Genomic DNA, 24,057 nt, shown 5'->3' on the forward strand with positions numbered 1-24,057 from the left:
GGTCGGCGCCCATGGCGAGCGCGGTGCGCAGCGTCTCCTCGGCCTTGGCCGGGCCGATCGAGACGACGACGACTTCGCAAGCCTTGCCGGCCTCCTTGAGCCGCAGCGCCTCTTCGACCGAGATTTCGTCGAACGGGTTCATCGACATCTTCACATTGGCAAGCTCGACGCCCGAACCGTCCGCCTTCACCCGGATCTTGACGTTGAAGTCGACGACCCGCTTCACTGGGACCAGGATCTTCATGAAATACCTCTCTCCTTGGTGGTTATCCAAGCCGGCCATGTTCCGGCACATCCTTGACCTGTCTGAGATTCGCCCGCCGGTCGTCATGGTGGGTGGGCTCGCATTTGCCCGCGGGCATGAAGCGATTGGCAAAGCCTCGCAGTGCCAATGGCCGTCCGGTCGTCGGGTCTTCGATCAAGGCAGAGTGTTCCCCAGAGAACGCGAGGCGAGTGCCTCTTCGATCAGATGTTGAATGCTCTGTTTGGCGGCCGGTACATAGCGCTCGTAGTAGTGGGCATTGAAAGGCCCGACCCCATGTTCGGCGCTGAAGCTTCCCCCGTGAGCCGCGACGAGGTCGTAGACCGCTGTTCTGAGCCTTTCGACCCGTTCAGCGTCATACGGCACGCCGTCCGGCCAGATCATATTGAAATGGACACCACCGTCTCCCAGATGTCCGAAGTCAGCGATCAGCACGAAGTCAGCCAGACGCTTGACCTCCGCACAGGCCTCGTCGCGAAACTCAACGAAACGGTCGCGTGGAACGGACACATCGAGTGCGATGACCTTTCCTTTGAGCTTCAGGCTGTCCGAAATGTGGTGGCGGATTGACCAGAGATTTGCCGCATCTTGCGTGAAGGCATTCTCGATTTCGCCCGCTTCGAACGCTCGCTCAAGCTCCCGCTCAAGTGCTTCGTCGACGGCGAGGCTCGCCCCACCCTTGTTCCAGGTGCTCACTTCCACAAGCAAGGAATACAGCGGCAATTGCTCATTCAGAAACGGGTTGCGCAACTGAGGGACGCCATCCAGGACGGCGGCGAGGGCAGTTTTTGATATACCCTCGAATGAGGTCAGTTGCGGACCGAACTGTTCTTCCAGCTCAAGAAGGATATCGAGTGCACCCGCAGGCGAACTGGGCACGATCAGCGCAGTCGCCGTGTTTTGTGGAAGCGGGTGCACCTCCAGAACCGCCCGGGTCACGATACCGTACTGACCACTCGTGCCGATGAACAACTGCTTCGCATCGAGGCCGGTGTTGTCCTTCCGCACCTCATTCATGAAGTTCAGAATAGTCCCGTCGTACAGAACCACTTCCAGGCCGAGCACGTTGCGCCGGACATCGCCATAACGGATGAAGCGCGTCCCGCCCGTGTTAGTGGCTATCATGCCGCCGATTGTCGGGTCCGCGCCAAGGTCGATCGGAAACCAGAGACCGTAGCTTTCCAGAAAGTCGTTCAGCTTGGACAGGGATACGCCTGCAGAGACCTCAATTGAGCGGTTGATATGGTTCACTTTCAGGGTGGATGCCGCTCTTTCGAACGAAAGGATAGCCTGCCGACCGCTTTCGTCCGGCGTAGAGGCGCCCACGAGCCCTGTGTTTGCTCCCTGCGGCACAACAATGACGTGATGCTGCGCGCATATTTTCAGGGCGGCGGCTACTTCTGCAGTCGACGAGGGCCGCATGACGAAAGCGGCCCTCCCAGCCCCATATCGCGCTCCCGTCTCGTAGCGAGCGAGATCTTCTCGCTTCGTGTAGAGGCCGTTCTTACCCAGAACCACGGAAAGAGCAGAAATGCATCCGTCGAGATCAGGAAGGGGTGCTGGGCGCGCGTTCATTGGGCGGCGACTACCGGGTTGACAAGCGTGCCGACGCCGGTGACCTCAACCTCCACGGTATCGCCCGGCTTCATATAGAGTGGCGGGTCTCGCCGGTCTCCAACGCCGCCCGGAGTACCCGTGACTATAACGTCGCCAACCGACAGCTCGGTGAATGTCGAGATGTAGGCGATCAGTTCGGGGATCGAGAAGATCAGAAGGTCGAGGCCCGATTGCTGAACAACTTCGCCATTCAGACGCGTTGTCAGGATGAGCGTGTTCGGATCGGTGATCTCATCAACCACGAGCCATGGCCCGAAGCCGGCGCTCGCGACGAAGTTCTTGCCTGGAGTGAACTGGCTTGTGTGTTTCTGCCAGTCGCGGACTGAACCATCGTTATAGCAAGAGTATCCAATGACGTGCGACATTGCCTGGTCGGCGGGAATATGGCGTCCGCCTTTGCCGATCACGATGGCCATCTCGCCTTCATAGTCGAATCGAGACGATTCTCTTGGGCATACCAGCGCCTGACGATGCCCCACCTGCGTGTCGGGCCAACGAATGAAGAGCGTCGGGAAGGCTGTTTCGGGGCGCATGGTCTCGATGCGGTGCTCAAGATAGTTGAGGCCCACGCAAATGATTTTGCCCGGGTCAGTAATCGGCGGAAGCAGCTCGGCATCCGATACCTTTGCGGCCGGCACATCCCTGTACTTGATCGCCGCCGGCTCGGCCAAAGCCGACTTCACATCGGCGTGGCTCGCGATCTCGTGAATATGGTCGCCAAGCACGACGCCGGGTTGAGCGCTGCCATTATGGCGAAAAGTTACGAGACGCATCGTTCCCTCCAAACTGCTGTCGCTCTGGTCGCAGCCAAAGCCTTTCAGATCTCGCCACTTGTTGTATATGTGGGACACCGTCTCGTCAAGCAGGACAGACACGACTGTTTGTAGCTCTTCTGCGAATGGCCGATTTTGATTATACGGGACGACGTCCCTATTGACGGGACCCTGTCCCTGCTGATAGACCGGTAGCAACAGTGGTTCTTGTTAGAAGAGGTATTCATGGACAAGCTCATCATCACCGTGACCTGTGACAGCGACTCGGCATTTCCGGGCAACCCGCACAACCCGACCCCAAAGGGGATGGACACGGTTGTGAAGGAGTACCTGGGCGGCATCGATGCCGGAGCGGCCATCAGCCACATTCATGGACCAAGGAAGCTCGATGACGCCCCGCAGGCTGACGGCTCGCGCCTCTCCAGCCTTGAAATCCCGGGATGGGGGAGGATGCAGGACATGATCCTGTCCCAGCGCGACACCATCATTCAGTTCGGCATCGCCGGTGGCCGCTTCAACCAGCGCAAGGACCTGATCAGAACCTACGCACCGGACATGCTGTCTGTCGCGTTTGTCGCTCACGACGAGTGCTTCGACTACGATCCGAGCCGCGTGCCGAAGGAAATATACGGAATCCATTCACGCACCGAGCTTGAAGAATACTGCACCTTGTGCAACGAGCTCGGCATCAAGATCGAGGTCGAGGCATTCCACACGGGAGGTTTCTGGAACGCGCAACGCATGATAGACAAGGGCATTCTCCCGCAGCCCGTCTGGATCACCTGCTTCTTCGGCTGGAAGGGCGGGGCCTGGACGCCACCGACTGCCGACGCGGTCCTCTACATGAAGAGCCACCTGCCGAAGGGGGCGAATTGGAATGCAAGCACGATGGATCCTGCCGAGCACTGGAAAGTCCTTACTGCGGTGATCGCAGCCGGTGGACATGTGCGTGTCGGAATGGAAGATAACCCCTTCGTCAAACCCGGCGAGTATGCTCGTACCAATGCGGAACTCGTCGACAAAATAGTTAGGATATCTCGTGAACTCGGGCGCGAGATTGCGTCTCCGGACGAGGCGCGTGAGATCATTGGCATAAGGAAAAAGGCGGCGAACACTGATGGCGGAATCAAAAGATACGGCAATTCCTGAAGAAGCTCCGACGCAATCCATCGGCCTCGTAAACCTCGTCGTGGAGACGCTGTACGCTCTGGCCGCCCGGCCAGAGGGATCGAGTATCCGTGCTATTGCCCAGGAAACCGGCAACAGCCGGAGCTCCACTCATCGCATACTCCAATATCTTGCCCGAAGCGGATATGCGGAACAGACCGAAAATGGAGGCTACGTGGTCGGCTCCAGGCTTGTTTCGCTGTCCGCTCGCGTATTTGGTGTCGTCCCGGTCCTCCAGATCGCCCGATCCATCATGCGCAAGCTGGTCGATCAGGTCGGCGAAACCTGCTACTTGGCAACCTATCTCCCTGACGACGACTTCTGCACCTACATACATCGCGTCGAAAGCGATAACCTCGTCAGACACGTCCAGCCACTTGGCGTAAGACTGCCGCTCCACGCCGGCGCCGTCGGGAAAGCCATCCTCGCGTCCCTGCCCACTTTCGATTTCACGCTGCTCGATCTGGTTCCCTACACCGCGCACACTCTGACAACAGAGAGTGCATTGAAGGAGAGCCTGGAACTGGTGCGGGAGAAAGGCTACGCCATCAGCGTTGAGGAACGCGTGCTGGGAGTGGCGGGCGTTGCGAGCGTCGTCAAATCTGGAGAAAGCGTCGTCGGGGCGCTGACTGTGTCGGTGCCGCTTTCGCGGGTCGCGCCGACCAGCCTCGATCAGATTGGGGAACTGGTCAGGGCCCACGCTGAGGAACTATCTTCCGCCCTTACCGGGATCGGCGTCACACGCATCTAGAGCAATTCCACGAAAAGTGTGTAACGGTTTTTCGTCCGGAATTGCGTAAATTCAGAGAGTTGGATCATTTCACCGTTTCAATGAAACGATGAAATGATCTAGGCCCATCCGTGGATGATGAAAGCCCGGCGCGAGCGCCGGGCTTTCATTCGTCAGCGCGGAAGGATCTTCGCGTCCTGCATTCTCGTCAGCCAATAGAGGATGGCGTCCTCCGTATCGTAACAATCTGCGAAGCCTGCCTGCCGGAGCTTGATGGGGCTCATCAGGCGATCAAACAGCCGCTCTTTCCCGTAGCCCCATGTCAGGTCAGCAGTCTGCCATGACGATCCGACAATATCGCTCATCTTCAGTGGCTGCAGCCCGTGTTTTGCGACGATCGCGTCCCAGCATTCACCCAGCAGGGGCATCTCATCGCTGAGCTTCATCGGCTCGTCTCCGGCAACGGGCATGTTGAAATGCGCAGCGATCGAAGGCCACAGGTCCCGCCAATTCACTGCGTCGCCGTTGACGACGTTGTAGGTCTCGCCCGCAGCCTTTTCGTGGGCGAAGCAGAATTCAGCCGCACGGGCGATCAACCGGCTGTCGGCGCAAGCGGTGACATATTGTCCGCCACCGGGGAAGCTGAGGGGCCTTCCCAGTTCGCGCATTACGCTCGCATAAACGCCGAGCGCAGCGATAATGTTGATCGGGCTCGCCAGGGCATCGCCTAGGATGAGTTGCGGCCGAAGGATCGAGTAGCTCCAGCCGGCATCGGCCGAGCGGCTCTTCAGGTAGTCTTCCTGCTGCCAATAGAAGATGTGGTGGTCCATGCGCGGCCACCGTTCCTTGGCGGGGACGGGGACCCTTCCGAGATGAGATCCGTAAGCCTTGCCGCCTTGCAAAATAGCCAGATGTTTGAATTTCGGGTTCTCCGCGACATTTTCCACGACGTTTTGAAGCATCGTGAGATTGATGCCCGCCTGAGACATGCTCTTCCAGCCCTCCAGCAGATCCTCTTGCTCGTAGAGCGCGGCATACAGGACGTGGGTAACGGCTGGAGCTTCGGCGAAAGCCGCTTTGCAGGTATCGCTGTCCGTGAGGTCGACGGAGATATGATGGACTGGCTTGCCCCGGCGCGGGGGGCGCCGAGACAATGTTAGAACTTCCCATCCGGGTGAGCCCGAAAAGTGTTCCGTTGCCGCGGCGCCCACCAAGCCGGTCGCGCCAACGATCGCTATCCTGTTTGTCGTCGTCATTCGTTCTCCTCCCAGGGCAACGCGGCAGCTCTCAGAACCCTGAGCCCGTCTCTTCCTCGACGATCTTCACCAGGTCACGGAAACGCTCGGGAACGATGTTCGGATGGCCGACAACCACAACCGACTGGAACAGGACTTCGAGCACTTCGCGCGGCGACGCGCCCTGCTTGATTGCGGTTCTCATGTGGTGGCGCGTCTGAACGATCTCGCCAATGGCGAGGGTATTGCCGACCATGCAGAGCAGTCTGGTTTTGTGGTCGAGGATCTGGCGTCCATACATGTCGCTGTAGCCGAAGTCGTAGAATGCTTCCGCAAATCCTTCATCGAGGCCGCCGATGAAAGTGGCATTGTTCAGCGTGTGGCGCGGGCGCAGGACGAGGGCGATGCTGATGCCCGGCCAACCGTATTTGGCCATCAGTTCATCCGCACGCGGGTCGGCGGAATCCTCTGGGTGCCAGGTTGCGCGTTCGGCTTCCAAGCTGCGCTCGCTTTCGCGCTGGCCGGTACGCAGGCCACGTGCCGCGACCTCCTCGAACAGACCACGTGCCTTGAGCTCTTCCGTGAACATCGCGAGCGGCTCATCGACGATCGACTCACCACCATAGATCGAGCATTGGAGGATGACTTCCAACACTTCACGCAGATCGAGCTTTTGTTCGCAGGCTGCGATGATCGTCTCGCGAAGGCGCGAATGGCGGCGGCTCATCGTAAACTGTCCCGTCATGACGAGCAGTCGGGTGCGAACGTCCAGAGTGGGACGGCCGAACAAGCGAGCAGAATAACGGAGCGACGCCTCGGCGAAAGCTGCATCGGTCTGCCGCCGGCTCTCAAAACGCGTCCGAATACCGGGCTGCAGGCGTTCGACGATCGACAGCATTTCCTCGATGGAGCCTTCGCCGTCGAAGTTGAGAGTGTTGATGGGCATGATTTGATCCTTGTTCTGATAGTCGCATCGGCATCGATGACGGTTTCAAGAGAAATTATTGCGGGGCCTTCGGGGCGCTACTGACGGTGTCGGCCTACTTGATCGCGACCGCGTTGCAGGGCGATCCGACGCCGCCCACAAGGGTGATGGGCTTGGAGACGACCATGCACTCATAGACCTCGTCGGTTGCGCAGTCCTTCGCGAGCTCGTCGAGCTTCCACATCTCTCCCAGGCATATGCCGAGCAGCGCGATCAGATCGGGATGCATCATTCCGCGGACGTTTCTGTCAAAGGGAGACGTCGCCACCGTGGGCATGACCTCGACGGCCACAGTATCGCTGGCGACTACGGAGAAATGGTTGTCCCAGAGCCAAGCCAGCATCTCCTCGCTCTGGGCAAGTCCGCAGAAGGTCCGCTCCCCTATGAGATGCTGCTGTGTCTTGATGTCCAGTGCAACGAAGTGCGCCGCCCATCCAGTATGCAGCAAAAGCATGTCGGCCGTTCTGAGCGTGATTCCTTGCGACTTCACTGCGCCTTTTACGTCATCCAAGGTTATGGGGTCGCCTTGCATGAGGTCTATCGGGCGTCCGACGGCTTGCCGATAGCGCGCGACATCAACCAGAACGCCGCGTCCGACCATGCCGCGGCGCCCGATATGCTGGACGCCAAGGTCGGGGGTCCCTGAGCCGACGAGATACTCGTCGACATTATTATAGAAGCCGTGGACGCTGTGCTTATGGTGGCGGAGGCCGTCGATATGGGAGCCTGCCTGAGGGAAGAAGTCATTGACGTAGTCGTCATGCACTTGCCCGTCGAGCCGACAAACCTCGCAGTGGACGAGGGTTTTTCTGTAGGGCGAGACCGGGGGCGTGAAGGCGTTGAGGTCGTAGTCGAGGCCGAATGAGGCGCCTCTTCGAACCAAAGCCGCCGCCTGGACAGCGGCGTCTTCGGTGAGAAGGTTGACCGTTCCTATCTGGTCATCCGTGCCGAACAGGCCCCAGGCAGAACCCGCGGGTGCATCGCTCCGGGCCTTTAGCTCCGCGTAGGACGGCAAGCTTTCATTTTTCGAAGAGTCCCGACTCATTGATCCTCCTTCCCGCCAGAGATGGCCGTGTTGCGTACAAACCTTTTTAGCGGCTGCTGACGATCACCGTATATAGTCAGTATTGTCCCGCCTGTAAAGACGGCGTCCCGCAAATGCGACGACCAATTTTGCATGCGGCGGGACACTGTCTTGACAAACGGGACAAATAGGCTCAAATGGAGGCAGTTGTTTGGTTGGGAGGAGAGATCAAATGAAACCTGCAAATACGTTGAAAGCCATTTCTGCAGCCGTTGCCTTCGTGTCGCTGCTAGCGCACGGAGCGCACGCTCAAAGTCCCGCTGAACCGCTAAAGGTGATCTTCGCCGGAGCGGTGAACAACGTTCCAATGATGGTCGCTGCCGAAAACGGCTACTGGCGGGAACTGGGACTAGATGTATCCGTCCAGGTGCTGGATAGCGGCTCGCAGATTGCCCGCGCGCTCGTCAGCGGTGCGGCCGACATCGGAGCAGGGGCGGCGACCTCAACGGTCATTCTGTCGCGAGCAGCTGGAAACAGTCTCACATTGGTCGCCCCCTACCACAACAACCCGATGGTGGTGAACGGCGTCCAGCGAGTGGCCGTCATCGCCCGAAACGAGGCAGGCGTGACCGACAAGAACCCGGGCGATATCGTTGGAAAGACTGTCGGTGTCACAGCCGGAAGCACGGGCGAATCGTATCTGCGAAGCTACCTGTCCTCGATCGGCAAAACCCTCGAGGATATCAAGATGGTGAATCTGTCTCCGCCGGACATGTCCGTGGCATTGCGTCAGGGCACCGTTGACGTGGCCGTGCCGTGGGAGCCTTATGTCAGCGAGATCATCAGGACACAGGGCAATGATGTGAGCGTCGTCAGTCGCGGCGGTCCGTTCGGTGCCAGCGTTGTCGGGATCATGGTGACTGACGACTATCTGCAGAAGCACCGCGATATCATTGAAAAGTATGTTCTCGGTGCCTGGAAGGGTGTGAAATTTACGCGCGAGCATCCGGCAGAAGCTGCCGAACTCGCCCAGCGTTACATCCAAGGCGTGGACCCGCAGGATGCTGCATCCGCGATTGAGTTCATGAAGTCGGAGTTCGATCCTCGAATCTCGGTCTGCACGGAGGCGGCGATCCTCCAGGAGCAGAAGGCGCAGATCGCTGCAGGAAACATGAAAGTCGCCGAACCATTCCCATACGATCAGATCGTGCAAAAGGCGTTCATCGACGACCTCCTGCAGAAGCATCCTGACCTTACGAGTGGTCTCGCTCCATTGCCTCAATCCGTGGAGCAGTGCGGTGGTGGCACCAACTAAAATGGATACGCGACGTAAGCAGGAGCCGTCACAAATGATACAGCTGAACGAGCGAAAACCGATTCTGCAAGCAATCAACTTGCGCCACGAGTATGAAGCTCGCGGAGAGAAGATCGTAGCATTGCAGGACGTCAATCTCACGATCAATGCCGGTGATTTCGTGACGGTCGTTGGCCCTAGCGGCTGCGGTAAATCCACCCTGGCCAAGATCTTCGCCGGTCTTGATACTCCAACATCCGGGGAAGCTCTCTATGCGGACAAACCCATCAAGGGTGCCTCCAGCGAACGTGGCATGGTGTTCCAGGAATTGGCCGTGCTGCCGTGGCGAACCGTGGTCGGGAATATCGGCCACGGTCTCGAGATCGCCGGGATGCCAAAGGCGGAGCGGGAGCAGCGAGTAGCTGAACTCGTTCAGCTGATCGGCCTACAGGGCTTCGAGAAGAAGTACCCCGGCGAGCTCTCTGGTGGTATGCGGCAGCGAGTAGCGGTTGCCCGAACATGGGCAACCAGGCCGCCCGTGATTCTCATGGACGAACCCTTTGCTGCGGTAGATGCCATCACTCGGTTGACGCTGCAGGAGGAACTCATCCGTCTGGCACGTACGACGAAGCAGACGGTCGTCTTCATCACCCACAGCGTAGAGGAAGCCGTATTCCTTGGCGACTACATCGTCGCCATGTCCTCGCGCCCTGGCCGCGTTCTGGAAATCGTGCCGGTACCCGATATGGGAATCAATCGCACATGGGAGCAGATGATCCGCGACCCGCGCATCGAAGCTATCGTCTCGCGTGTTTTCGAGCTTGTTCGTGGCCGAGCCGTCGCCCCTTCAACGGAGCGCCATCATGCATGAATCTTCCTCGCTCTTGCACCTGCCGGCCTGGCTGGTGCAGGCCAGCTCAATCATCGGCCTGTTTCTGGTGTGGGCGGCGGTTTCGCACTTCGTCGCTGAGCCAACGATCTTGCCGTCGCCCGCAGCGTCGTTCCAGGCAATGGCCAACCTGATTGTCCGCGGCACCCTGACTGCCGCTGTTCAGGAAAGCCTTGTAACGCTGGTGATCGGCTGCGCCATCTGCATCGTCTGTGTCGTACCATTCGCGCTGTTGATTGCGCAGAGTCGGCAGTTGGCCATGATCCTCCAGCCGATGGTCCGGTTCATCAGCTGCGTTCCCGCTATTGCCCTGATCCCCCTGTTCATCGTCTGGTTCGGCTTCAGCACGAAGGCCGTCTACGCGACCCTTTTCTATACATCGGCGATACCGTTGCTTTATTCGGTTATCACCGGCGTGCAGAAGATTCCCCGTGTATATGCCGACGGTTTGCGGCCGCTTGGAGCAGGGAAGTTCCGCATCGTCCGCGACGTGTATCTTCCTGGCGCAATGCCAGGCATCGAGGTCGGCATTCGGCTGGCGCTCTCCTACGGCTGGCGTGCGGTGATCGCAGGTGAACTCATCATCGGAAGCAGCGGCCTGGGAAGAGTGCTCGCGCAGGCGCGCTCCGCCAACCAGGTAGACCAGATCATTGCGGTCATGATCGCTATCGCTGTGCTCTTCCTCATCATCGACAGACTCATTCTGTTTCCGTGGAACCAGCTGATCTCCAGTCGTTGGTCCAGTTTTTGAACGGTACCGCCATGACAACGCTTCGATTAACGTCTCCTTTTGTCGCATCGAGGGGCATCCCCGTCTCTTTGGTCGCGATTCTGCTTTTGGCCCTCATCTGGTGGGCGCTGACAAATGTATTTGCCGTTCCCGAGTACATCTTCCCGAGCCTCAGTTCCGTCGCTTCGGCGCTGTGGGAAGCCCTGTTGAGCGGTCGTCTCCTGGACGATACCAGGATCAGTATCATCCGGCTGTTGCTCGGTGCGGTCGTCGGGATCATCTCGGGTATTGCGCTGGGTTTCCTCGTGGGGCTGAGCAGAACCGCGCGTATCGCCGTCGAGCCTTTGATCAACGCCTTTTCCGGGATTGCAGGGATCGCATGGATTCCGCTGGCGCTGGCGTGGTTCGGTACGGGACTGGCGATGTCGACCTTCGTCATCTGGAACGGCATGTTCTTCGTCGTCTTTGCGAACACCATCCTCGGCGTTTCGAGGGTGCCGCCGACTTATGCTCAAGCAATTTTCACGCTGGGTGGAGATCGCCGGGAGGTGTTGCGGTCGGTCATACTGCCGGGGGCGCTTCCGGATATCCTGACCGGTGTCCGGGTGGGATTGGCGTTTGCCTGGCGCAGCCTGATCGCCGCTGAGTTGATGGGCTCTCCGATGGGGCTCGGACAATGGGTCAACGAGGCCGCCACCTACCAGCGGACTGACCGTATCCTGGCCGGATGCCTTACGATTGCGGTTCTTGGCGTGCTCCTGGAGACCCTGATGGTATCTTGGATTGCTCGTCGGACGGTCGTGCGATGGGGAACCGTCGCCGTTGCCGAGGAAAGGAAAGCACGATGACGTCTCGCGCAGCAGTGACCCGTATTGCAATCGGCTTCGCGCTTTTGGCGCTCGTCTACGTCGCCCCCTGGTTGATCGGCTACGTCTCAGCCGGATCACGCATGATGAACTGCCCAGGGCAGGAGACCGCACCGGTGGACGTCGTGGTCTCCCTGGACTTCCGCCCCGGACCCACGGAGCTTGAGGCTCTCCAACAATATGGTCGATACGGTGGTGGCGGCGGCGAGGCTACGAACGTAATCCTCCTCCGCACAACTCCCGAAAATCGAGCGCGTCTTGCGAGACTCTACTGGATCGAGGCAGTTAAACCTCTGAAGGGCTGTTCTTGAGGGAGGCACGCTCGCGGTCAAGGCCAGAAGAGGTGGGGGCTACCCATGGCAGTGTCGGACTCGTGCAGAGTCAACCCGTCCATCGGCATCAGGATCAAGGTCGGCTAAGGGCTCAATCGTCCCGTTCGTAGTGTCCCGCGGCAAGGGCCGCAACGGGTCGACAGCGGTCGTGAGCGCGGCGATGCAACGGCGGCTGCTCCTGGGGGCGAAGCAGAAATTCTCGCCGTAAAGCCACCCCGAGGCTTGGAAATTTACAAGTCTCCGTGGCTTCAGGCCCCGCCAAGCGCGGGCCTTTTTGCGTTCGCCTCCCCGCGCAACCCCCGCTGAAGGAGGAATTTTGTTTTGTCGGCCAGCGACTTGAACGCGCCCGCTGAACGCATGCGGACGTACTCCGCCGATTGCTGATCCCGCAATTCCCGTGAAACTTCACGCCAGGCTTCCTGCGCGGCCAGGATGGCTGCGAGGCGGCCATGGATGGTCAGCTCCGCCGATTTGCCGTCGGCGGATGGTGCGATGACCACTTTCTGAACCAGCTGGCGGGCGATCGATATCCAGCTCTCGTCGAATGCATCCTCTCGCGTCGACAGCATGGTTCTGACCGCCGGGATCGCGCTTCTGAGCAGGCCGCCATTGAGCGGCGGCGTCGCGACAGGCCCTGAAGTCGCCGGAAGGATATCCAATTGCCTGGCCAGCGTCAGGCGCTGCTGTTCCAGTTCATCGAGCATGTGGTCCAGGGCCGGGATGGCAGCCTGCCCGGTCATCAGACGTTCGGCGATCTTCTCGCCGATTGCTTTCTGCTTCGTCTCAATCGTGCTGATCTCGGTTCGCAGCCGTTCTGATTCCGCCGTCGCTCGTTGCTGACCGCGTGCAACCGCGGCCTTGTGTCGCGGTTGATCCGGTCGAGATTGTCAGCTCCGCGGAGATTGTCGGGCACGGCCGACACGACCCGTTCCTCGAGTTCGAAGCGGCTGATGGTCTTGCTATTCGTACAGACATTCCCGCCGAGGTGGTCGATCGGCAGCTTCTTCTGTCGATCGGTACAACCATATCGGTCCCTGGCCAGCTCAGCAGGTATTGCGGCCAGGGGCACGCTAAATCGGGCAGGTTATTAAGGCAAGTACGCTGGGGACCAGATCGCCCTGGCCCATCGCTATTGCTTTGTGTCCATGCTGACGAAGTCAATCCGGTTCATGCCCCTAAGGCGCGGGCCATGCTCCCACGCAGGCCGCTGTCGCCGCACTGCGCGTGCCGGCAGGCCCGCCCGTTTCGCTATCAAGGACCGACCAGCTACTGTTTTCGTTCTATTGGATTGTGCAACGCGGCGTTTCCGATCACTCTAGGCCGTCGCTTTCCGGCCTGCCTTTCGCTCGTCTGCGTTCGTCCAGCAGATTAAGCAAGTCAGTTAGATCGTCCGCATCGAAATAGTCGAGACCGGTCTGCGATATGCCTCGCCATCGAGCAGGCCAGCCGGTGAAGCGATCAATCACGCTCCACAAGCCGTTGCTGTCATCATGCAATTCGTATCGCTGGGTCATGCTGGCATTTTAGCGCGCCCTTAGACGCCGCGCTATCGCGCCACTAGAGTATCTGTGTGGCGGTTCGTTTAGCCGAATGTGACAACGCGAGGAATATCGGCTTCGTGGTCTTGCGGGCATGCCTCGGCCCGCTGCGCGGACCGGCTTGATCGCCTGGTGGCACGTGAGCTGTGGTGACAGTTGTTCCGACGTACCCGGCAATGTCACGCCGAGTATGTCGGTGCGGCGCAAAGGCGTGTTGATATTCTTGACCCGCGCGGTGTGCCCTGCGAGGGCAGCCCGGCTGGTGCTGTTCGACAGGTGCACGATCACGGCTAGCTTGGGGTATTGAGAATACGCAGCGCTCGCGCTGCATTTTTAGGGTTGAGCCCTTCCATCTTCCATGAGCCGATCTCTGCAGTCTCTCCGGTGAAGAGGTGATAGATCGTATACGTTCCGTCGCCATCGAAACGGCGGCCATACTCATCGCGCTGTCCGGATCGGTTCGGCGCGCGCCCTTCGGATTCCCATGTGCTGAGGGCGAGCGCGTGTTCTTCGTGTTTGCTTTTCATCTGCAGCTCTCCTCCCCGCAGTCGCCTGCGCGACGACTGAACGCTGATCAGTTATCCGATGTTCAGCCCGTCAATCGGCTCCAGACTATCTTCGTTGCTCACGCGCTCTTGGCCGAGTTCATTATTGCGCATGCGATACTGAGGCGAATTGTCTCTCAGAGGGAGTTTGGCGGTGATCTGATAGGTTTCCGCCGCACGAGGGGAAATATTTGCGCGATCCTTAAGCCGCACTGACAGACCGATCGGGAATAGATGATGGCGCATGGGTGTTGCCTATGGTGAAAGTGACGGGAAGATCGCGGCTTCGTTGCGATCGACTGCCGTCAGGCGTTCAAGCTCCTCAGGATCGATCGCTATCAGCCGCATTCGGTATTTGTTCTCGGCCGTGGCTGGTAGCTTGATAAAGGTCGCCACACGGCGATAGGCGAGCCAGGAGATGCCTTCGATCAATTCCTCGTCCTCATCGACCTCGTAGTCGCCAGCCGGGACCATTTCACCGAGGTCTGGCAACCAGAACGGTTGGTCAAAATGGACCGTTCGATGCGTCGTCCGGGCAAACATGCTGCCCTCCTGTTCCGTGGCTTCGTCGTCGTGAGATTAAACCGCCCGTTTGGCGCACTTGAGCGCGCACCGCTCCGCTCTGTACTGCCGCATTGGAGCAAGGCCGAAATTGGCGGCCCGGACTGTGGATATGCGGAGCGGTGACCTTGGTTTCGTGCCTCTGATGAAGCAAAAAAGGCAAGTAAGAAGCTCTATCCATTAATTGTGGCATTACCGTGTATTTTTGAGATGAAAGCAGTTTCCGCAGAAAATAAAATTCGAATTCTCTAAATACAGGCGTGCCAGACGCGGCGCTATTTTGCGTATGGATGCCAAAATTTTCTACGAACACCGGCTGAAACGTATTTGTTAATGAGGAGCTAAATTAGTTGTTTACTTTACCTATTTTATGGCGCACCGTAAAAAATCTGGATTGCCATTGGCTCCTGGTCCGAGCACGGGCCTGCAACGATCCCGATAATCAACCTGATTAAAGGGAATGAAATCATGACATTCGATCAAATCCTCGAGCGGACAAAGCCCTACGTGATCGGTCTGTTCGTCGGACTTTTCGCGGCGCCGATCATCGGCTTCAATGCTGGATGGATTACCACCACCACTGCCAGCACCCAAGCGGTCGAGGAGGCCAGAGTGGCTGCCCTTGCGGGCATCTGTTCAAGTGCGGCAGGGCGAATGGCATCTGCCAGCAGCACCGACCTCGCAACACTGAAGGGCTACGACAATCGTGCGAAGCGCGACGAACTCGTAGCAACCATTATGACCGATATCCAAGTTCCCGCGGACATCCTCGGCAGGGTCAGCACGAGTTGCAGTCGCACTTTATCTTGAAGCGCAGCGGACGCGGCGCTTTGGGTATTCCGACAAACGAAACTTAGGAAATGGCAATGAAAAATCTCATTCCCGCCCGCTTCTATACCTACGATTTCACGCGCCTGTTCGTATCGCTTGCCTTTACTCTGGCGATTGCCGTGATTGTCTATTCCGTCCTGTTCGGAGGCATCCTGTAGTCTTCTGATCATGCGCGCATCCGCACTACGAAGCTCCAAAAGTCTGGACGGACTTTGGGAGTGCCGCGCTGTCGAATGAACCTGGTAAGTTACCCCGACATTAGCTCCTTCAGGCGAGTAAAATGGACCTGACATTGGGAAGAGTTGGTCGGCATTTTATCCATGACACAGGCTCAGGGTTTCGCCTTCGCCATTCTGATCGGCCTAATGGTCGCTTTCATATGGGGACGGCTCCGTTACGACCTCATTGCGGTTCTCGCGTTGCTTGCCGCAGTTTTCACCGGCATCGTGCCGCATAAGGCAGCGTTCTCCGGCTTCGGGGATGACATTGTCATCATTGTTGCCAGCGCGCTCGTCGTCAGTGCCGCCATCGAGCGCAGTGGTGTCATAGAGGCGTTTCTCCATCGGGTGGCCCCGAGCGTCACCTCTGTACAGGGCCAGGTTGTTATTCTCGTGACGACCGTCTCGGTTCTGTCCGTCTTCATCAAGAACATCGGCGCGCTGGCGATGATGATCCCAGTCGCGTTCCAGATGGCGCGCCGGTCGAAAGCTTCCCCTTCGTCTTTTCTCATGCCGATGGCGTTCGGTTCCCTGCTTGGCGGGCTCACGACCCTCGTTGGGACATCACCGAATGTCGTCGTGTCCCGAATGCGCGAGGAGCTGACGGGCCGCCCCTTCAACATGTTCGATTTCACCCCTGTCGGCATAGGTCTCGCCGCGGCCGGAGTAGTCTTTCTGGCGTTTGGCTATCGGCTGCTCCCCGGGGAGCGTGAGGCGGTCCCGTCAATGGAGAAGGCGCTGAACATCAAGGACTACATGACCGAGGCTCGCATCACTGCCTCTTCCTCCGTCGTCGGCAAGTCGATCAGTCACCTGTCAGCCTTGTTGGACGACGAGGTCCTGGTCACAGGCCTTATTCGCAATCAGGTCGAACGTATGATTCCACTGCCGGATATTGTCCTTCGTCAGGACGATATCGTTCTGTTGGAAGGAGACCCTCAGGCGCTGGAGCGAGCCATCAGGCGCACGCGTCTGGAACTGGAGGGGCACGACCGTCCGACGGAAGCGAAGGGAGTAGATGAGGAGATTGCGGGAATTGAGGTGGTGATCGGCCCGAAATCGGCCTTGATCGGGCAAACCGCCAAGCGCTTGGCGCTGCATGATCGCTTCAACATCAATCTGCTCGCAGTGAGCCGAAGCAGCCAGCGCTTCACCGAGCGATTGCGCGACATCGCATTAAGACCAGGCGACGTTCTCGTTTTGAAGGGCGATCTCGTACTTCTCCCCACAAAACTGGTGGAACTCGGTCTTCTTCCCTTGGCCGAGCGTGAAATTCGCTTGGGAAATCCGCGAAAGGGCCTGGTTCCGGTGCTGGTGCTGGCTGGTGCCATGGTGCTAACCGCTCTGGGTCTGTTGCCTGTCGCAACGGCTTTCTTTACGGCTGCGGTCCTGACGGTACTTCTCGGGTCACTTTCGCTCCGGGAAGCTTACGAAGCCATCGACTGGCCGATCCTGATCATGCTCGGCGCTCTCGTTCCGGTCAGCGAGTCAATCCGGACGACCGGTGGTGCCGACCTAATCGCCGGCGGCCTCGCTCAACTTGCTAGCACTTTGTCCCTCTACGGCGCGCTTGCAATGATCATGGTGGTCGCAATGGCCGCAACGCCGTTTTTGAACAATGCAGCCACCGTTCTCGTCGTTGCCCCGATTGCTGTTACCCTTGCTCAGCGCCTTGGCTACAATCCGGACGCCTTTCTGATGGCAGTCGCGGTGGGTGCGGCCTGCGATTTTCTCACGCCTGTCGGACACCAGTGCAACACCTTGGTGCTGGGTCCGGGCGGTTATCGCTTCGGCGACTATTGGAGGTTGGGGCTGCCGCTCTCGTTCATTGTGCTCGTGCTGGGTGTGCCTTTGGTCCTGTGGTTTTGGCCGCCAGTTTAGGGCAAAGCACCGCTGCACCGCGCCTGTTGCGCGATTGAGGGCTGGCCGGTGCCGATCCAGACTAGCGATGTGGATCGGCATTTTACTGCGGCCCTGCTGGTCCTGATCATGACACCCTGCGACCGGTTGGAACGCAGGGTGGGGAGGCTCTACGCTATGGCGGCCGACGGAGCGATCTGGACTATCGCCTGCCAGGAGACGTCAGCCAGGTCAACGCCAGAAGACCGAGGGTTGCCGAGATGACGGAAGCGCCGAGAACACCAAGTTTGACGGAGTTCAGAAGCTGGGGCTCGAAAGCAAGTTCGGCAATGAACAGAGCCATGGTGAAGCCGATCCCGGTCAGCAAGCTACCGGCTGCCAATAGGCTCCAGGGTAGCTCGTCTGGACGAGTCGCGAGGCGCAGTTTCACGGCGAGGAAACTCAAGAGCACAATGCCAGCGGGCTTGCCGACCACGAAGGCGGCGAAAATTGCGATCGTGAGGGGAATGTCGAAGTTTGCGTCTCCTATCGGAACGCCCGCGTTAGAGAGGGCAAAAAACGGCATGATCACGAAGGCGACCCAGGGATGGAGAGCCATCTCGAGACGCTCGATCGGCGACAGTGCTTCGCGCGTCGCGACGCCTGCCCGATGAAGGTCGCTGCGTGCCGCCGTGTCGCGGCTCGAATGATCGCCGGGCGGATGGGCGCTCACCCGGTCGAGTATCGCATGGAGGCGGGCGTCGCTCACCCAACTCCGCGCCGGCGTCATCAATCCAAGAACAACTCCGGTGAGCGTCGCGTGAACGCCCGATGCGTCGAATGCCAGCCAGATGCCACCACCTATTGCGAAATAGACCGGAATGCTGCGGATGCCCAGACGCGCGATAGCTGCGACGACGGCAAGTCCGAGGCCGGCGGTACCAAGTGCGGCCCAATTCAAGGCGTCGCCATAGCCGATCGCCACGACCAGGATGGCGCCGACATCGTCGAAGATCGCGAGAGAGAGCAGGAAGAGCCGCAAGCTCCCTGGTATGCGCGAACCGAGCACGGCAAGGCACCCGATGACGAAGGCCGTATCGGTGGACATCACGGTGGTCCAGCCGCTCGCACCCGGCCCGCCGCCGACAAGCAGCGAGAACAGACCGGCCGGCACCGCCATCCCGCCGAAAGCAGCGGCGACTGGGAGAGCGGCCATACGCGGGTTGCGTAACTCCCCCAGCACCAGCTCGCGCTTTAGCTCAAGGGCGATGACGAAGAAAAAGAGCGTCATCAGACCGTCGTTGATCCAGTGCTTCAGCGAACGGGAGATCTGAATGTCGCCAACTCTGATGCCCGCAGGCATCTCCCACAAGGCGAGAAATGACGTCGACCACGCGGTGTTCGCAAGGCTGAGCGCCAAGAGCGTGCTGAGCAAGAGGACAATGCCCGCCGTAGCCTCGATGCGGAGGAATTGCATGAACGGCTTGGTAAGCCGATCTGCCGGTTCCTGGGGAAGCCGTGAGAGACTGTCGTTCATGCCGGGAATGGCTCCTGCGTTTCGATCCTGGCTGGCCCATGTTCCATGCCGCTATTGCAAGGCCGACACCTCATAAGTCCACACCCGGAACGACTTCAAGACGTGCGGCCCGAACGAGTTGATGAGGGGGACATCGGCCGCGTCACGGCCGCGCGCAACCACGATCCTGCCGACACGCGGCGTATTGTTGCGCGGATCAAACGTGTGCCATCCATCGTCCAGGAAGACCTCGATCCAGGCACTGAAATCCATCGGGTCGACGACCTGGACGCCGATATCGCCGAGATGACCGTTGATATAGCGTGCAGGAATGTTGAGGCAGCGGCAAAGTGTGACCGCAAGATGTGCGAAGTCGCGGCAGACACCAACGCGCTCATGAAAGACTTCGAAGGCCGTCCGCGTCGACCGGGCCTGCGTGTAGTCGAAGCGAATATGGTCATGCACGAAATCGCAGATAGCTTGCACACGCCCCCAACCGGGCGCGACCGCGCCGAACCTGTCCCAAGCGCTCTGGCTGAGACGGTCGGTCTCGCAATAGCGGCTGCCCATGAGATAGGCGAGGCAATCGTCCGGCAACTCCGGCACCGGGAGTTCCTGGGCGGCTGGCAGCACTTTGTCCGGTTTGCCGTCGTCCGAGATCGTGGCATCGCCCCATATCGTCAGGTCACCCGCCGGTGCGACAAGCCGCCGGCAGCGGTTGCCGAAGAGATCGCGATAGGTCGACGTCGGCACATCGGGAGCAGTGAATGTTGTTTCAGGAACCCGGATATCGGCCGCGCGATCCTCGTGGACCGACAGCAGGCATACCAACGCGGTCGGTTGCTGGAAGTTCAACGTGATCTCATAACCATAGCGGATCAGCATCTCGATCCATCCTTGCGGAAATCGGCGGCGGTCAGCGTGTAGGAATCAGGGCGGCCACTGAAATAGGCCGTGCGTGCGACATCGTAGATGGACAGCCGCAACGCATCAAAAGCAGAAAGGAGCTTCGATTCCGAGATTTCCGACCTGCCCAATTCAGCATCCGATATCACGAGCGCATCGGCCTCGACGAAAAACCGCACCTCGAACATACCGTCATGGCCGATGAATCGAACGGCGTTTCGCTTTTCATCGAGGCTGCGACTCGGATTCGGAAACAGAAGCGTCATCCTCAGCGTGCCTCTGTTCCACGCAAAGCTGCCGCGCGGGGGCGCGATAGGCTGAGCCGCTTTATCCGGCGCTCTATATTGCGAAGGTTGCCGTTGACAGGCGCCGGTGCGCCTGCGGACACGTGATAGATCGCCAAGGGGCGATGGGCTTCGATGCGGCGGCCGTATTGGTCATCCATTAGCTCGGGTGCTGAAGTCCCACCTTCATTTTCCCAGATGCTGATCGCAAGTGCATGCCCGGTTTCAATTTCAGTGCGGTGGGCGTTCATGGTGTTGGCCTTTCATCAAGACTTTCGATCGTGTCGAGCCTGCTTGAATGGATCGTGCTCCCATCACCGTCGGTGATGGTCATGACGTCCGGACGCTGCGGCATGTCGAGCGTCCTCAAAAGCTCCAGCGCAATCTCTATCGCCTCGTCGAGATCGGCAGCTTCCGCGGATTCGCGGCCGACGATCGCGTGCGCGTCGTCCACGTCCCGGATACGGTAGAACGCAATCACGATATTCATCGCCATCCTCTTGGTTCTACAGAAGCGTCATAACAGTCATTTTTTTTGCCCGTGTCCTGGGACGGACTGCCGTTCGCAGCGGGCTTGATCTGTTTGCCGAATGTCTTTTCGATGAGAGTAGGGCCTTCGTCGGCAGACGATATGCGCACCGGCTCGAGTCTGTCCTGCGTCGTCACCCGTTCATGATGTTCGTCGTCATTTCGAATGCGATATTGCGGCGACCGCCGCTCGGCGGGAGCGTACCGGTGATGTGATAGACCGGCACAGCCGATCTCCGATACCCGCCCTTCACCCGAACGGCTTGACCGACGTTCAAAGGATGTGTTTCTGCGTCGCGGAGGATCGGACGGCCATTGCGTTGCAGAATGTTTGTAGCGGTCACGATTGTTTGTAGTCCTTTTGGAGTGCGGCTTCGAGATCAGCCGGATGATCTACATCATGTATGCAATGCGGGCACGCCCCGCAGGCATATGCATGAATGCGCATAGACGTTGCCAGACACCGGGGAGGCGTCTGCTTGGTGCGGCTGGTCCTGGCGGCGCTCTGCGGGAACAGAGGCGGTCCCGAAGCCGACACGACCGTGGTCGGTGCTCGAATTCCGGTGCCAGAGTCGAACGAAGCGACACTACGGGTCCGTCGGCGTAGGCGTTCGTATTAAGTTTCGTGGTGAATGGCGGGGCCTTTGACGCCGCGCCGTTTTGGCTGGTCCAGCCAAATTAACGACTTTCTTATATGTGGGCCTCAAATCGGATTTAAACAAGGTGCTCGGCTTCGTTGTTTTCGGCTGATATAAGGGGAGGTCTCAATTATAAATTCGCCCTCAATTCGCGGTTTTGACTGCGAGAATGCCTCCCGTTCGCCGCCCAACTGATCCAACCTATGTCTGAAGGTCGGCAAGATCACAGATCGCGGCCAGTTCGCGAGCAACCAGGAACATCGAGACGCAGGCAGCGTTTAGATTGAGAGCCTTGATGGACTGGGAGGTGATGATGAGAAAGCACTCCCGCGAGATATCGCCTGAGGTGCGCGCGGCCATAAGCGCGTTTCTGAGCGTGTGTCAGAAGGAAGCCCGGCCGCTTGCGACTTCTGAGGCCCTCGGCGCACTGCGGCGTATTTTTCCTGATCTGGATATTTCAGATCCAGACCTGATGGATGCCATCATCAGCGAAGCATTCGTTGCGGGTTTCGACGTAGACAGCCCGGATCCTGCTTCCGTGGCGCGAATGAGGGATTCGCTGGAAGAATGGGATAATGAAGGCGGCGCAGTCGGCAAACCGGCGCGCAGCGAAACTCGCGGCGGGAGTGGCAATGACTCGGGGGGCACAAGGCGGCGGGCAAAAAGCGACCAAGGACCGGAATGAGTTGCTCTAACACGCCCGGGAGCGGCTCAGCAGGCTAACAATCGGCCCTTCCCCGAATTTTATTCAGGTGTTTTACGCAAGTGGATGCTGTGCTGTTGCCGCTGCCTATACGGATCCAAACGTTCCCTTCCGATTTCAAGTGCCGGCCGGACTGCGGCCCAGAGGAGGAGGAGCAGCCCAGAGCATTTCAGAATACCTCCAGATAGCTGAGCAACGAAACTACGCCGACGACTACAACGACGACGTGAGCCATCTGCTTCATTGTTGAGTCAATCGGAAGTTTTTGCACGAGGTACAGCACCAGGAAGGCAAGGCCTGTGATCAGGATGCTTATGATGATGCTGCTTATTATGGTCATACCCAGGCCCTTTGAGCGGAGTGCCTTTCGGCAGTGACGGGTAAATGCGTCTGAGTTCTACAACGGGAGGCATGTCACGCCGAAATGCATCCTACCGCTCGGCGATTGAGCTCGCGGCCATTGGCCCACTTCCATCGGGCGAACGGGCGTATTTAAGCTTGACGAACTGTTTGCGGTCCCCGGCAATCAGCATGTAGAGCCTCGAAGTCCAGGTTCCTTCCGGTTCTTCGGATAGTTTCTCCGCATTGGTACTGTCTGAAAATTCGTTCAGAAATGGCTCAATAGGCACCTTCATGAAGGCGACGGTGCAGGTCTCGACGGGCCTTCCGTCCCGTCGAGCCTTGGTGACGCCGATTACAACCGGTTCCGGAAGGGCCCGATCAGTGGCTATCCATCCACTTGAGGAATCAAGGTGCTCGAGAGGCGCGAGACGCTCGAAGTCGCCTTCTGGCAAAGGTTTCCATCCCTCTGCCGCGGCGGCGGATGCGATCGCGTCGAAGCTTGAACTTTGTGCAAGGCACGTCCGCTGGAATACTTCGACTGCCTCTGAAACGTCACCGGCAGGGAGCGCGATCGAACTCGGAGAAACAGCGGCCAGAAACGCTATGGGGTACCGCCAGCGCATCATAAGCTCCATTCGGTGTGGATCGAACTGCTGAGCTAAGAGGTTTGTTCCAACGGATGCCGTAGGCTGACCTGAAGAATAGATGAATCCGCTCCCCCGACAATCACGAGAAGCGTTAGCCGAGCTTCAGGGCACATAAATTGGTCGCCAGTAGGCAACAGAATACGAGGCCATGAAACCTCCCGCGGTTGTCAGGCAATTCTCCTATCGCTCTCGCCGACCGTGAAGCGAAGAATCTTGTAAGCGAACTCGGCGCCTGTCTAATCAGCGGACGCATTTTATTTTTTGATCTTCAGGAACATAACGCCTCAGGGCCGGTTACGCGATTGGGAACCAGGAAAGGCCTTACCGCGTCCCAAGCGATCAAATCTCCGTCCTGGTTGTCGATGACGAGTTTCTCCTCCGATACGATCTTGCGATGTTTCTGCGTGAGCAAGACTTTGAAGTTTATGAGGCTTCAACCGCGGATGAAGCCATCGACTTGCTCACCGGGCATCCAGGCCTCCGTGCGGTGTTGACCGATGTTTGTATGCCTGGATCGATGGACGGACTGGAACTGGCGGCGCGTGTTCATGACCGCTGGCCACCGATCAAGATTTTCGTCGTTTCGGGTCGCCGTAAGGTGACGCCGGAGGAACTGCCCGAAGGAAGTCGGTTCATCATGAAACCTCTCCTCCTTGCCCGCGTTGTGGCCCAGATCCGGACAGCCGTTCAGCCGAGGTGAAGGACTCCATCACACAACAAAAAAGCCGGGCTCACCCGATCTTGCTTGCAGCCATTGCCAGCCTTCCCTAACGTCCAGCCGAGCACCAGCAGATGGCCATGGGTCGCCTGTCGGGAAACTTTCACGAGCAGCGCTGTCCACTTCGGGGCCAACACCGGTAATTCCAAGGGCCGTGAATGAATGACCTCAAAGGGTCGATCTGTCCTGTTCAGATTACGTCGCCTTGGGGACAGCCGAAGCTCGGCTGCCCCGGCCCCGCTTGCGATCATTCTCTTTTCTGCCCAAGCAGCTTGCCTGGACCGCCATTGCAGCTCCATGGGACATTCGAGCTGAATTGTCTCAGCCGGCCCGGCGGTC

General features: G+C 58.8%; 27 protein-coding genes and 3 pseudogenes. 11 read left to right on the plus strand and 19 right to left on the minus strand.

The features are described 5' to 3' along the window. The 3 genes and pseudogenes from CO656_RS21265 to CO656_RS21275 form a co-directional block, all read right to left on the minus strand. Positions 1 to 244, minus strand: a pseudogene (locus CO656_RS21265) (electron transfer flavoprotein subunit beta/FixA family protein); the annotation flags it as partial. Positions 245 to 418: 174 nt separating this feature from the next. After that, a complete protein-coding gene (locus CO656_RS21270) occupies positions 419 to 1,837 on the minus strand; it encodes an FAD-binding oxidoreductase (protein ID WP_097527040.1) in 1,419 nt (472 codons plus the stop codon). After that, positions 1,834 to 2,652: a fumarylacetoacetate hydrolase family protein gene (locus tag CO656_RS21275; protein ID WP_097527041.1), complete on the minus strand. Its 819-nt coding sequence runs from the start codon at positions 2,650 to 2,652 to the stop codon at positions 1,834 to 1,836. Before CO656_RS21275 ends, CO656_RS21270 begins: the two co-directional genes overlap by 4 nt. A gap of 225 nt (positions 2,653 to 2,877) precedes the next feature. Here CO656_RS21275 and CO656_RS21280 point away from each other — a divergent pair, with 225 nt between their 5' ends. Beyond that, positions 2,878 to 3,801, plus strand: a complete 924-nt coding sequence (locus CO656_RS21280) for a 3-keto-5-aminohexanoate cleavage protein (RefSeq protein ID WP_097527042.1) — start codon at positions 2,878 to 2,880, stop codon at positions 3,799 to 3,801. Continuing rightward, on the plus strand, positions 3,770 to 4,570 hold the full coding sequence (locus CO656_RS21285) for an IclR family transcriptional regulator (RefSeq protein WP_097527043.1): 801 nt from the start codon (positions 3,770 to 3,772) through the stop codon (positions 4,568 to 4,570). Before CO656_RS21280 ends, CO656_RS21285 begins: the two co-directional genes overlap by 32 nt. A 152-nt stretch (positions 4,571 to 4,722) precedes the next feature. On the opposite strand, the gene CO656_RS21290 is transcribed toward CO656_RS21285, so the two are convergent. The 3 genes from CO656_RS21290 to CO656_RS21300 form a co-directional block, all read right to left on the minus strand. Then, positions 4,723 to 5,805: an SDR family oxidoreductase gene (locus CO656_RS21290; RefSeq protein WP_097527044.1), complete on the minus strand. Its 1,083-nt coding sequence runs from the start codon at positions 5,803 to 5,805 to the stop codon at positions 4,723 to 4,725. A 31-nt stretch (positions 5,806 to 5,836) separates the two neighbouring features. Then, positions 5,837 to 6,730 carry a carboxymuconolactone decarboxylase family protein gene (locus tag CO656_RS21295; protein WP_097527045.1) on the minus strand — a complete coding sequence of 298 codons (894 nt, stop codon included), beginning with the start codon at positions 6,728 to 6,730 and terminating at the stop codon, positions 5,837 to 5,839. A gap of 94 nt (positions 6,731 to 6,824) precedes the next feature. Further along, positions 6,825 to 7,784, minus strand: a complete 960-nt coding sequence (locus CO656_RS21300) for a cyclase family protein (RefSeq protein ID WP_158255693.1) — start codon at positions 7,782 to 7,784, stop codon at positions 6,825 to 6,827. A gap of 241 nt (positions 7,785 to 8,025) precedes the next feature. Between CO656_RS21300 and CO656_RS21305 the strand changes: the two genes are divergently transcribed. From CO656_RS21305 to CO656_RS21320, 4 genes are read left to right on the plus strand one after another with little or no spacing between them, the layout of a single operon-like run. Then, a complete protein-coding gene (locus CO656_RS21305) occupies positions 8,026 to 9,108 on the plus strand; it encodes an ABC transporter substrate-binding protein (protein ID WP_097527047.1) in 1,083 nt (360 codons plus the stop codon). A gap of 34 nt (positions 9,109 to 9,142) precedes the next feature. Next, positions 9,143 to 9,958 (plus strand): ABC transporter ATP-binding protein, encoded by an 816-nt coding sequence (locus CO656_RS21310; protein ID WP_234819543.1) that lies wholly within the window; start codon positions 9,143 to 9,145, stop codon positions 9,956 to 9,958. Then, on the plus strand, positions 9,951 to 10,727 hold the full coding sequence (locus tag CO656_RS21315; protein ID WP_097527049.1) for an ABC transporter permease: 777 nt from the start codon (positions 9,951 to 9,953) through the stop codon (positions 10,725 to 10,727). Before CO656_RS21310 ends, CO656_RS21315 begins: the two co-directional genes overlap by 8 nt. Positions 10,728 to 10,738: 11 nt before the next feature. Then, complete coding sequence (locus CO656_RS21320; RefSeq protein ID WP_097527050.1) at positions 10,739 to 11,554, plus strand: ABC transporter permease; 816 nt, start codon at positions 10,739 to 10,741, stop codon at positions 11,552 to 11,554. 598 nt (positions 11,555 to 12,152) lie between these two features. Here CO656_RS21320 and CO656_RS21330 read toward each other — a convergent pair. The 5 genes from CO656_RS21330 to CO656_RS21350 all read right to left on the minus strand — a co-directional run bounded on the left by CO656_RS21330 (position 12,153) and on the right by CO656_RS21350 (position 14,530). After that, positions 12,153 to 12,644, minus strand: a complete 492-nt coding sequence (locus CO656_RS21330) for a hypothetical protein (protein ID WP_144353229.1) — start codon at positions 12,642 to 12,644, stop codon at positions 12,153 to 12,155. Positions 12,645 to 13,214: 570 nt separating this feature from the next. Continuing rightward, positions 13,215 to 13,418: a hypothetical protein gene (locus CO656_RS21335; RefSeq protein ID WP_083854341.1), complete on the minus strand. Its 204-nt coding sequence runs from the start codon at positions 13,416 to 13,418 to the stop codon at positions 13,215 to 13,217. A gap of 314 nt (positions 13,419 to 13,732) precedes the next feature. Beyond that, positions 13,733 to 13,969: a hypothetical protein gene (locus CO656_RS21340; protein WP_097527053.1), complete on the minus strand. Its 237-nt coding sequence runs from the start codon at positions 13,967 to 13,969 to the stop codon at positions 13,733 to 13,735. Positions 13,970 to 14,020: 51 nt separating this feature from the next. Then, positions 14,021 to 14,233 (minus strand): hypothetical protein, encoded by a 213-nt coding sequence (locus CO656_RS21345; protein ID WP_097527054.1) that lies wholly within the window; start codon positions 14,231 to 14,233, stop codon positions 14,021 to 14,023. 9 nt (positions 14,234 to 14,242) lie between these two features. After that, positions 14,243 to 14,530, minus strand: a complete 288-nt coding sequence (locus tag CO656_RS21350) for a hypothetical protein (RefSeq protein WP_097527055.1) — start codon at positions 14,528 to 14,530, stop codon at positions 14,243 to 14,245. Positions 14,531 to 15,016: 486 nt separating this feature from the next. Here CO656_RS21350 and CO656_RS21355 point away from each other — a divergent pair, with 486 nt between their 5' ends. The 3 genes from CO656_RS21355 to CO656_RS21365 all read left to right on the plus strand — a co-directional run bounded on the left by CO656_RS21355 (position 15,017) and on the right by CO656_RS21365 (position 17,478). Further along, complete coding sequence (locus tag CO656_RS21355; protein ID WP_176536701.1) at positions 15,017 to 15,358, plus strand: hypothetical protein; 342 nt, start codon at positions 15,017 to 15,019, stop codon at positions 15,356 to 15,358. A 56-nt stretch (positions 15,359 to 15,414) separates the two neighbouring features. Then, entirely contained in the window at positions 15,415 to 15,537 is a 123-nt protein-coding gene (locus CO656_RS31290) for a hypothetical protein (RefSeq protein ID WP_014761927.1), read from the plus strand. A 162-nt stretch (positions 15,538 to 15,699) separates the two neighbouring features. Beyond that, positions 15,700 to 17,478 (plus strand): SLC13 family permease, encoded by a 1,779-nt coding sequence (locus tag CO656_RS21365; protein ID WP_097527057.1) that lies wholly within the window; start codon positions 15,700 to 15,702, stop codon positions 17,476 to 17,478. A gap of 181 nt (positions 17,479 to 17,659) precedes the next feature. On the opposite strand, the gene nhaA is transcribed toward CO656_RS21365, so the two are convergent. The 6 genes and pseudogenes from nhaA to CO656_RS31410 all read right to left on the minus strand — a co-directional run. After that, positions 17,660 to 18,973 (minus strand): Na+/H+ antiporter NhaA, encoded by a 1,314-nt coding sequence (gene nhaA, locus CO656_RS21370; protein ID WP_097527058.1) that lies wholly within the window; start codon positions 18,971 to 18,973, stop codon positions 17,660 to 17,662. Between the two features lie 51 nt (positions 18,974 to 19,024). Next, a complete protein-coding gene (locus CO656_RS21375; RefSeq protein WP_097527059.1) occupies positions 19,025 to 19,837 on the minus strand; it encodes a transglutaminase family protein in 813 nt (270 codons plus the stop codon). Further along, complete coding sequence (locus CO656_RS21380) at positions 19,831 to 20,124, minus strand: DUF1488 domain-containing protein (RefSeq protein ID WP_097527060.1); 294 nt, start codon at positions 20,122 to 20,124, stop codon at positions 19,831 to 19,833. The genes CO656_RS21375 and CO656_RS21380 overlap by 7 nt, the downstream gene beginning before the upstream one ends. A 2-nt stretch (positions 20,125 to 20,126) precedes the next feature. After that, a complete protein-coding gene (locus CO656_RS29805; RefSeq protein ID WP_083854339.1) occupies positions 20,127 to 20,393 on the minus strand; it encodes a hypothetical protein in 267 nt (88 codons plus the stop codon). Then, positions 20,390 to 20,638: a hypothetical protein gene (locus CO656_RS21385; RefSeq protein WP_337441761.1), complete on the minus strand. Its 249-nt coding sequence runs from the start codon at positions 20,636 to 20,638 to the stop codon at positions 20,390 to 20,392. Before CO656_RS21385 ends, CO656_RS29805 begins: the two co-directional genes overlap by 4 nt. A gap of 86 nt (positions 20,639 to 20,724) precedes the next feature. Then, a pseudogene (locus CO656_RS31410) lies at positions 20,725 to 21,014 on the minus strand (hypothetical protein); the annotation flags it as partial. A 589-nt stretch (positions 21,015 to 21,603) separates the two neighbouring features. Between CO656_RS31410 and CO656_RS21395 the strand changes: the two are divergent. Beyond that, positions 21,604 to 22,003: pseudogene (locus tag CO656_RS21395) on the plus strand (hypothetical protein). Between the two features lie 177 nt (positions 22,004 to 22,180). Here the strand turns inward: CO656_RS21395 and CO656_RS31415 are convergent. Both CO656_RS31415 and CO656_RS21405 read right to left on the minus strand, forming a co-directional pair. Continuing rightward, complete coding sequence (locus tag CO656_RS31415) at positions 22,181 to 22,351, minus strand: Thivi_2564 family membrane protein (RefSeq protein WP_097527061.1); 171 nt, start codon at positions 22,349 to 22,351, stop codon at positions 22,181 to 22,183. A gap of 91 nt (positions 22,352 to 22,442) precedes the next feature. After that, entirely contained in the window at positions 22,443 to 22,976 is a 534-nt protein-coding gene (locus CO656_RS21405; protein WP_103452574.1) for a hypothetical protein, read from the minus strand. A gap of 376 nt (positions 22,977 to 23,352) precedes the next feature. Here CO656_RS21405 and CO656_RS21410 point away from each other — a divergent pair, with 376 nt between their 5' ends. Then, the gene (locus CO656_RS21410) at positions 23,353 to 23,700 is read left to right on the plus strand and encodes a response regulator (RefSeq protein WP_337441762.1); all 348 of its coding nucleotides are present in this window, start codon (positions 23,353 to 23,355) and stop codon (positions 23,698 to 23,700) included. Positions 23,701 to 24,057: the final 357 nt, after the last annotated feature.

This window comes from Sinorhizobium sp. FG01 (assembly GCF_002531875.1).
Lineage (GTDB): Bacteria > Pseudomonadota > Alphaproteobacteria > Rhizobiales > Rhizobiaceae > Sinorhizobium > Sinorhizobium fredii_C.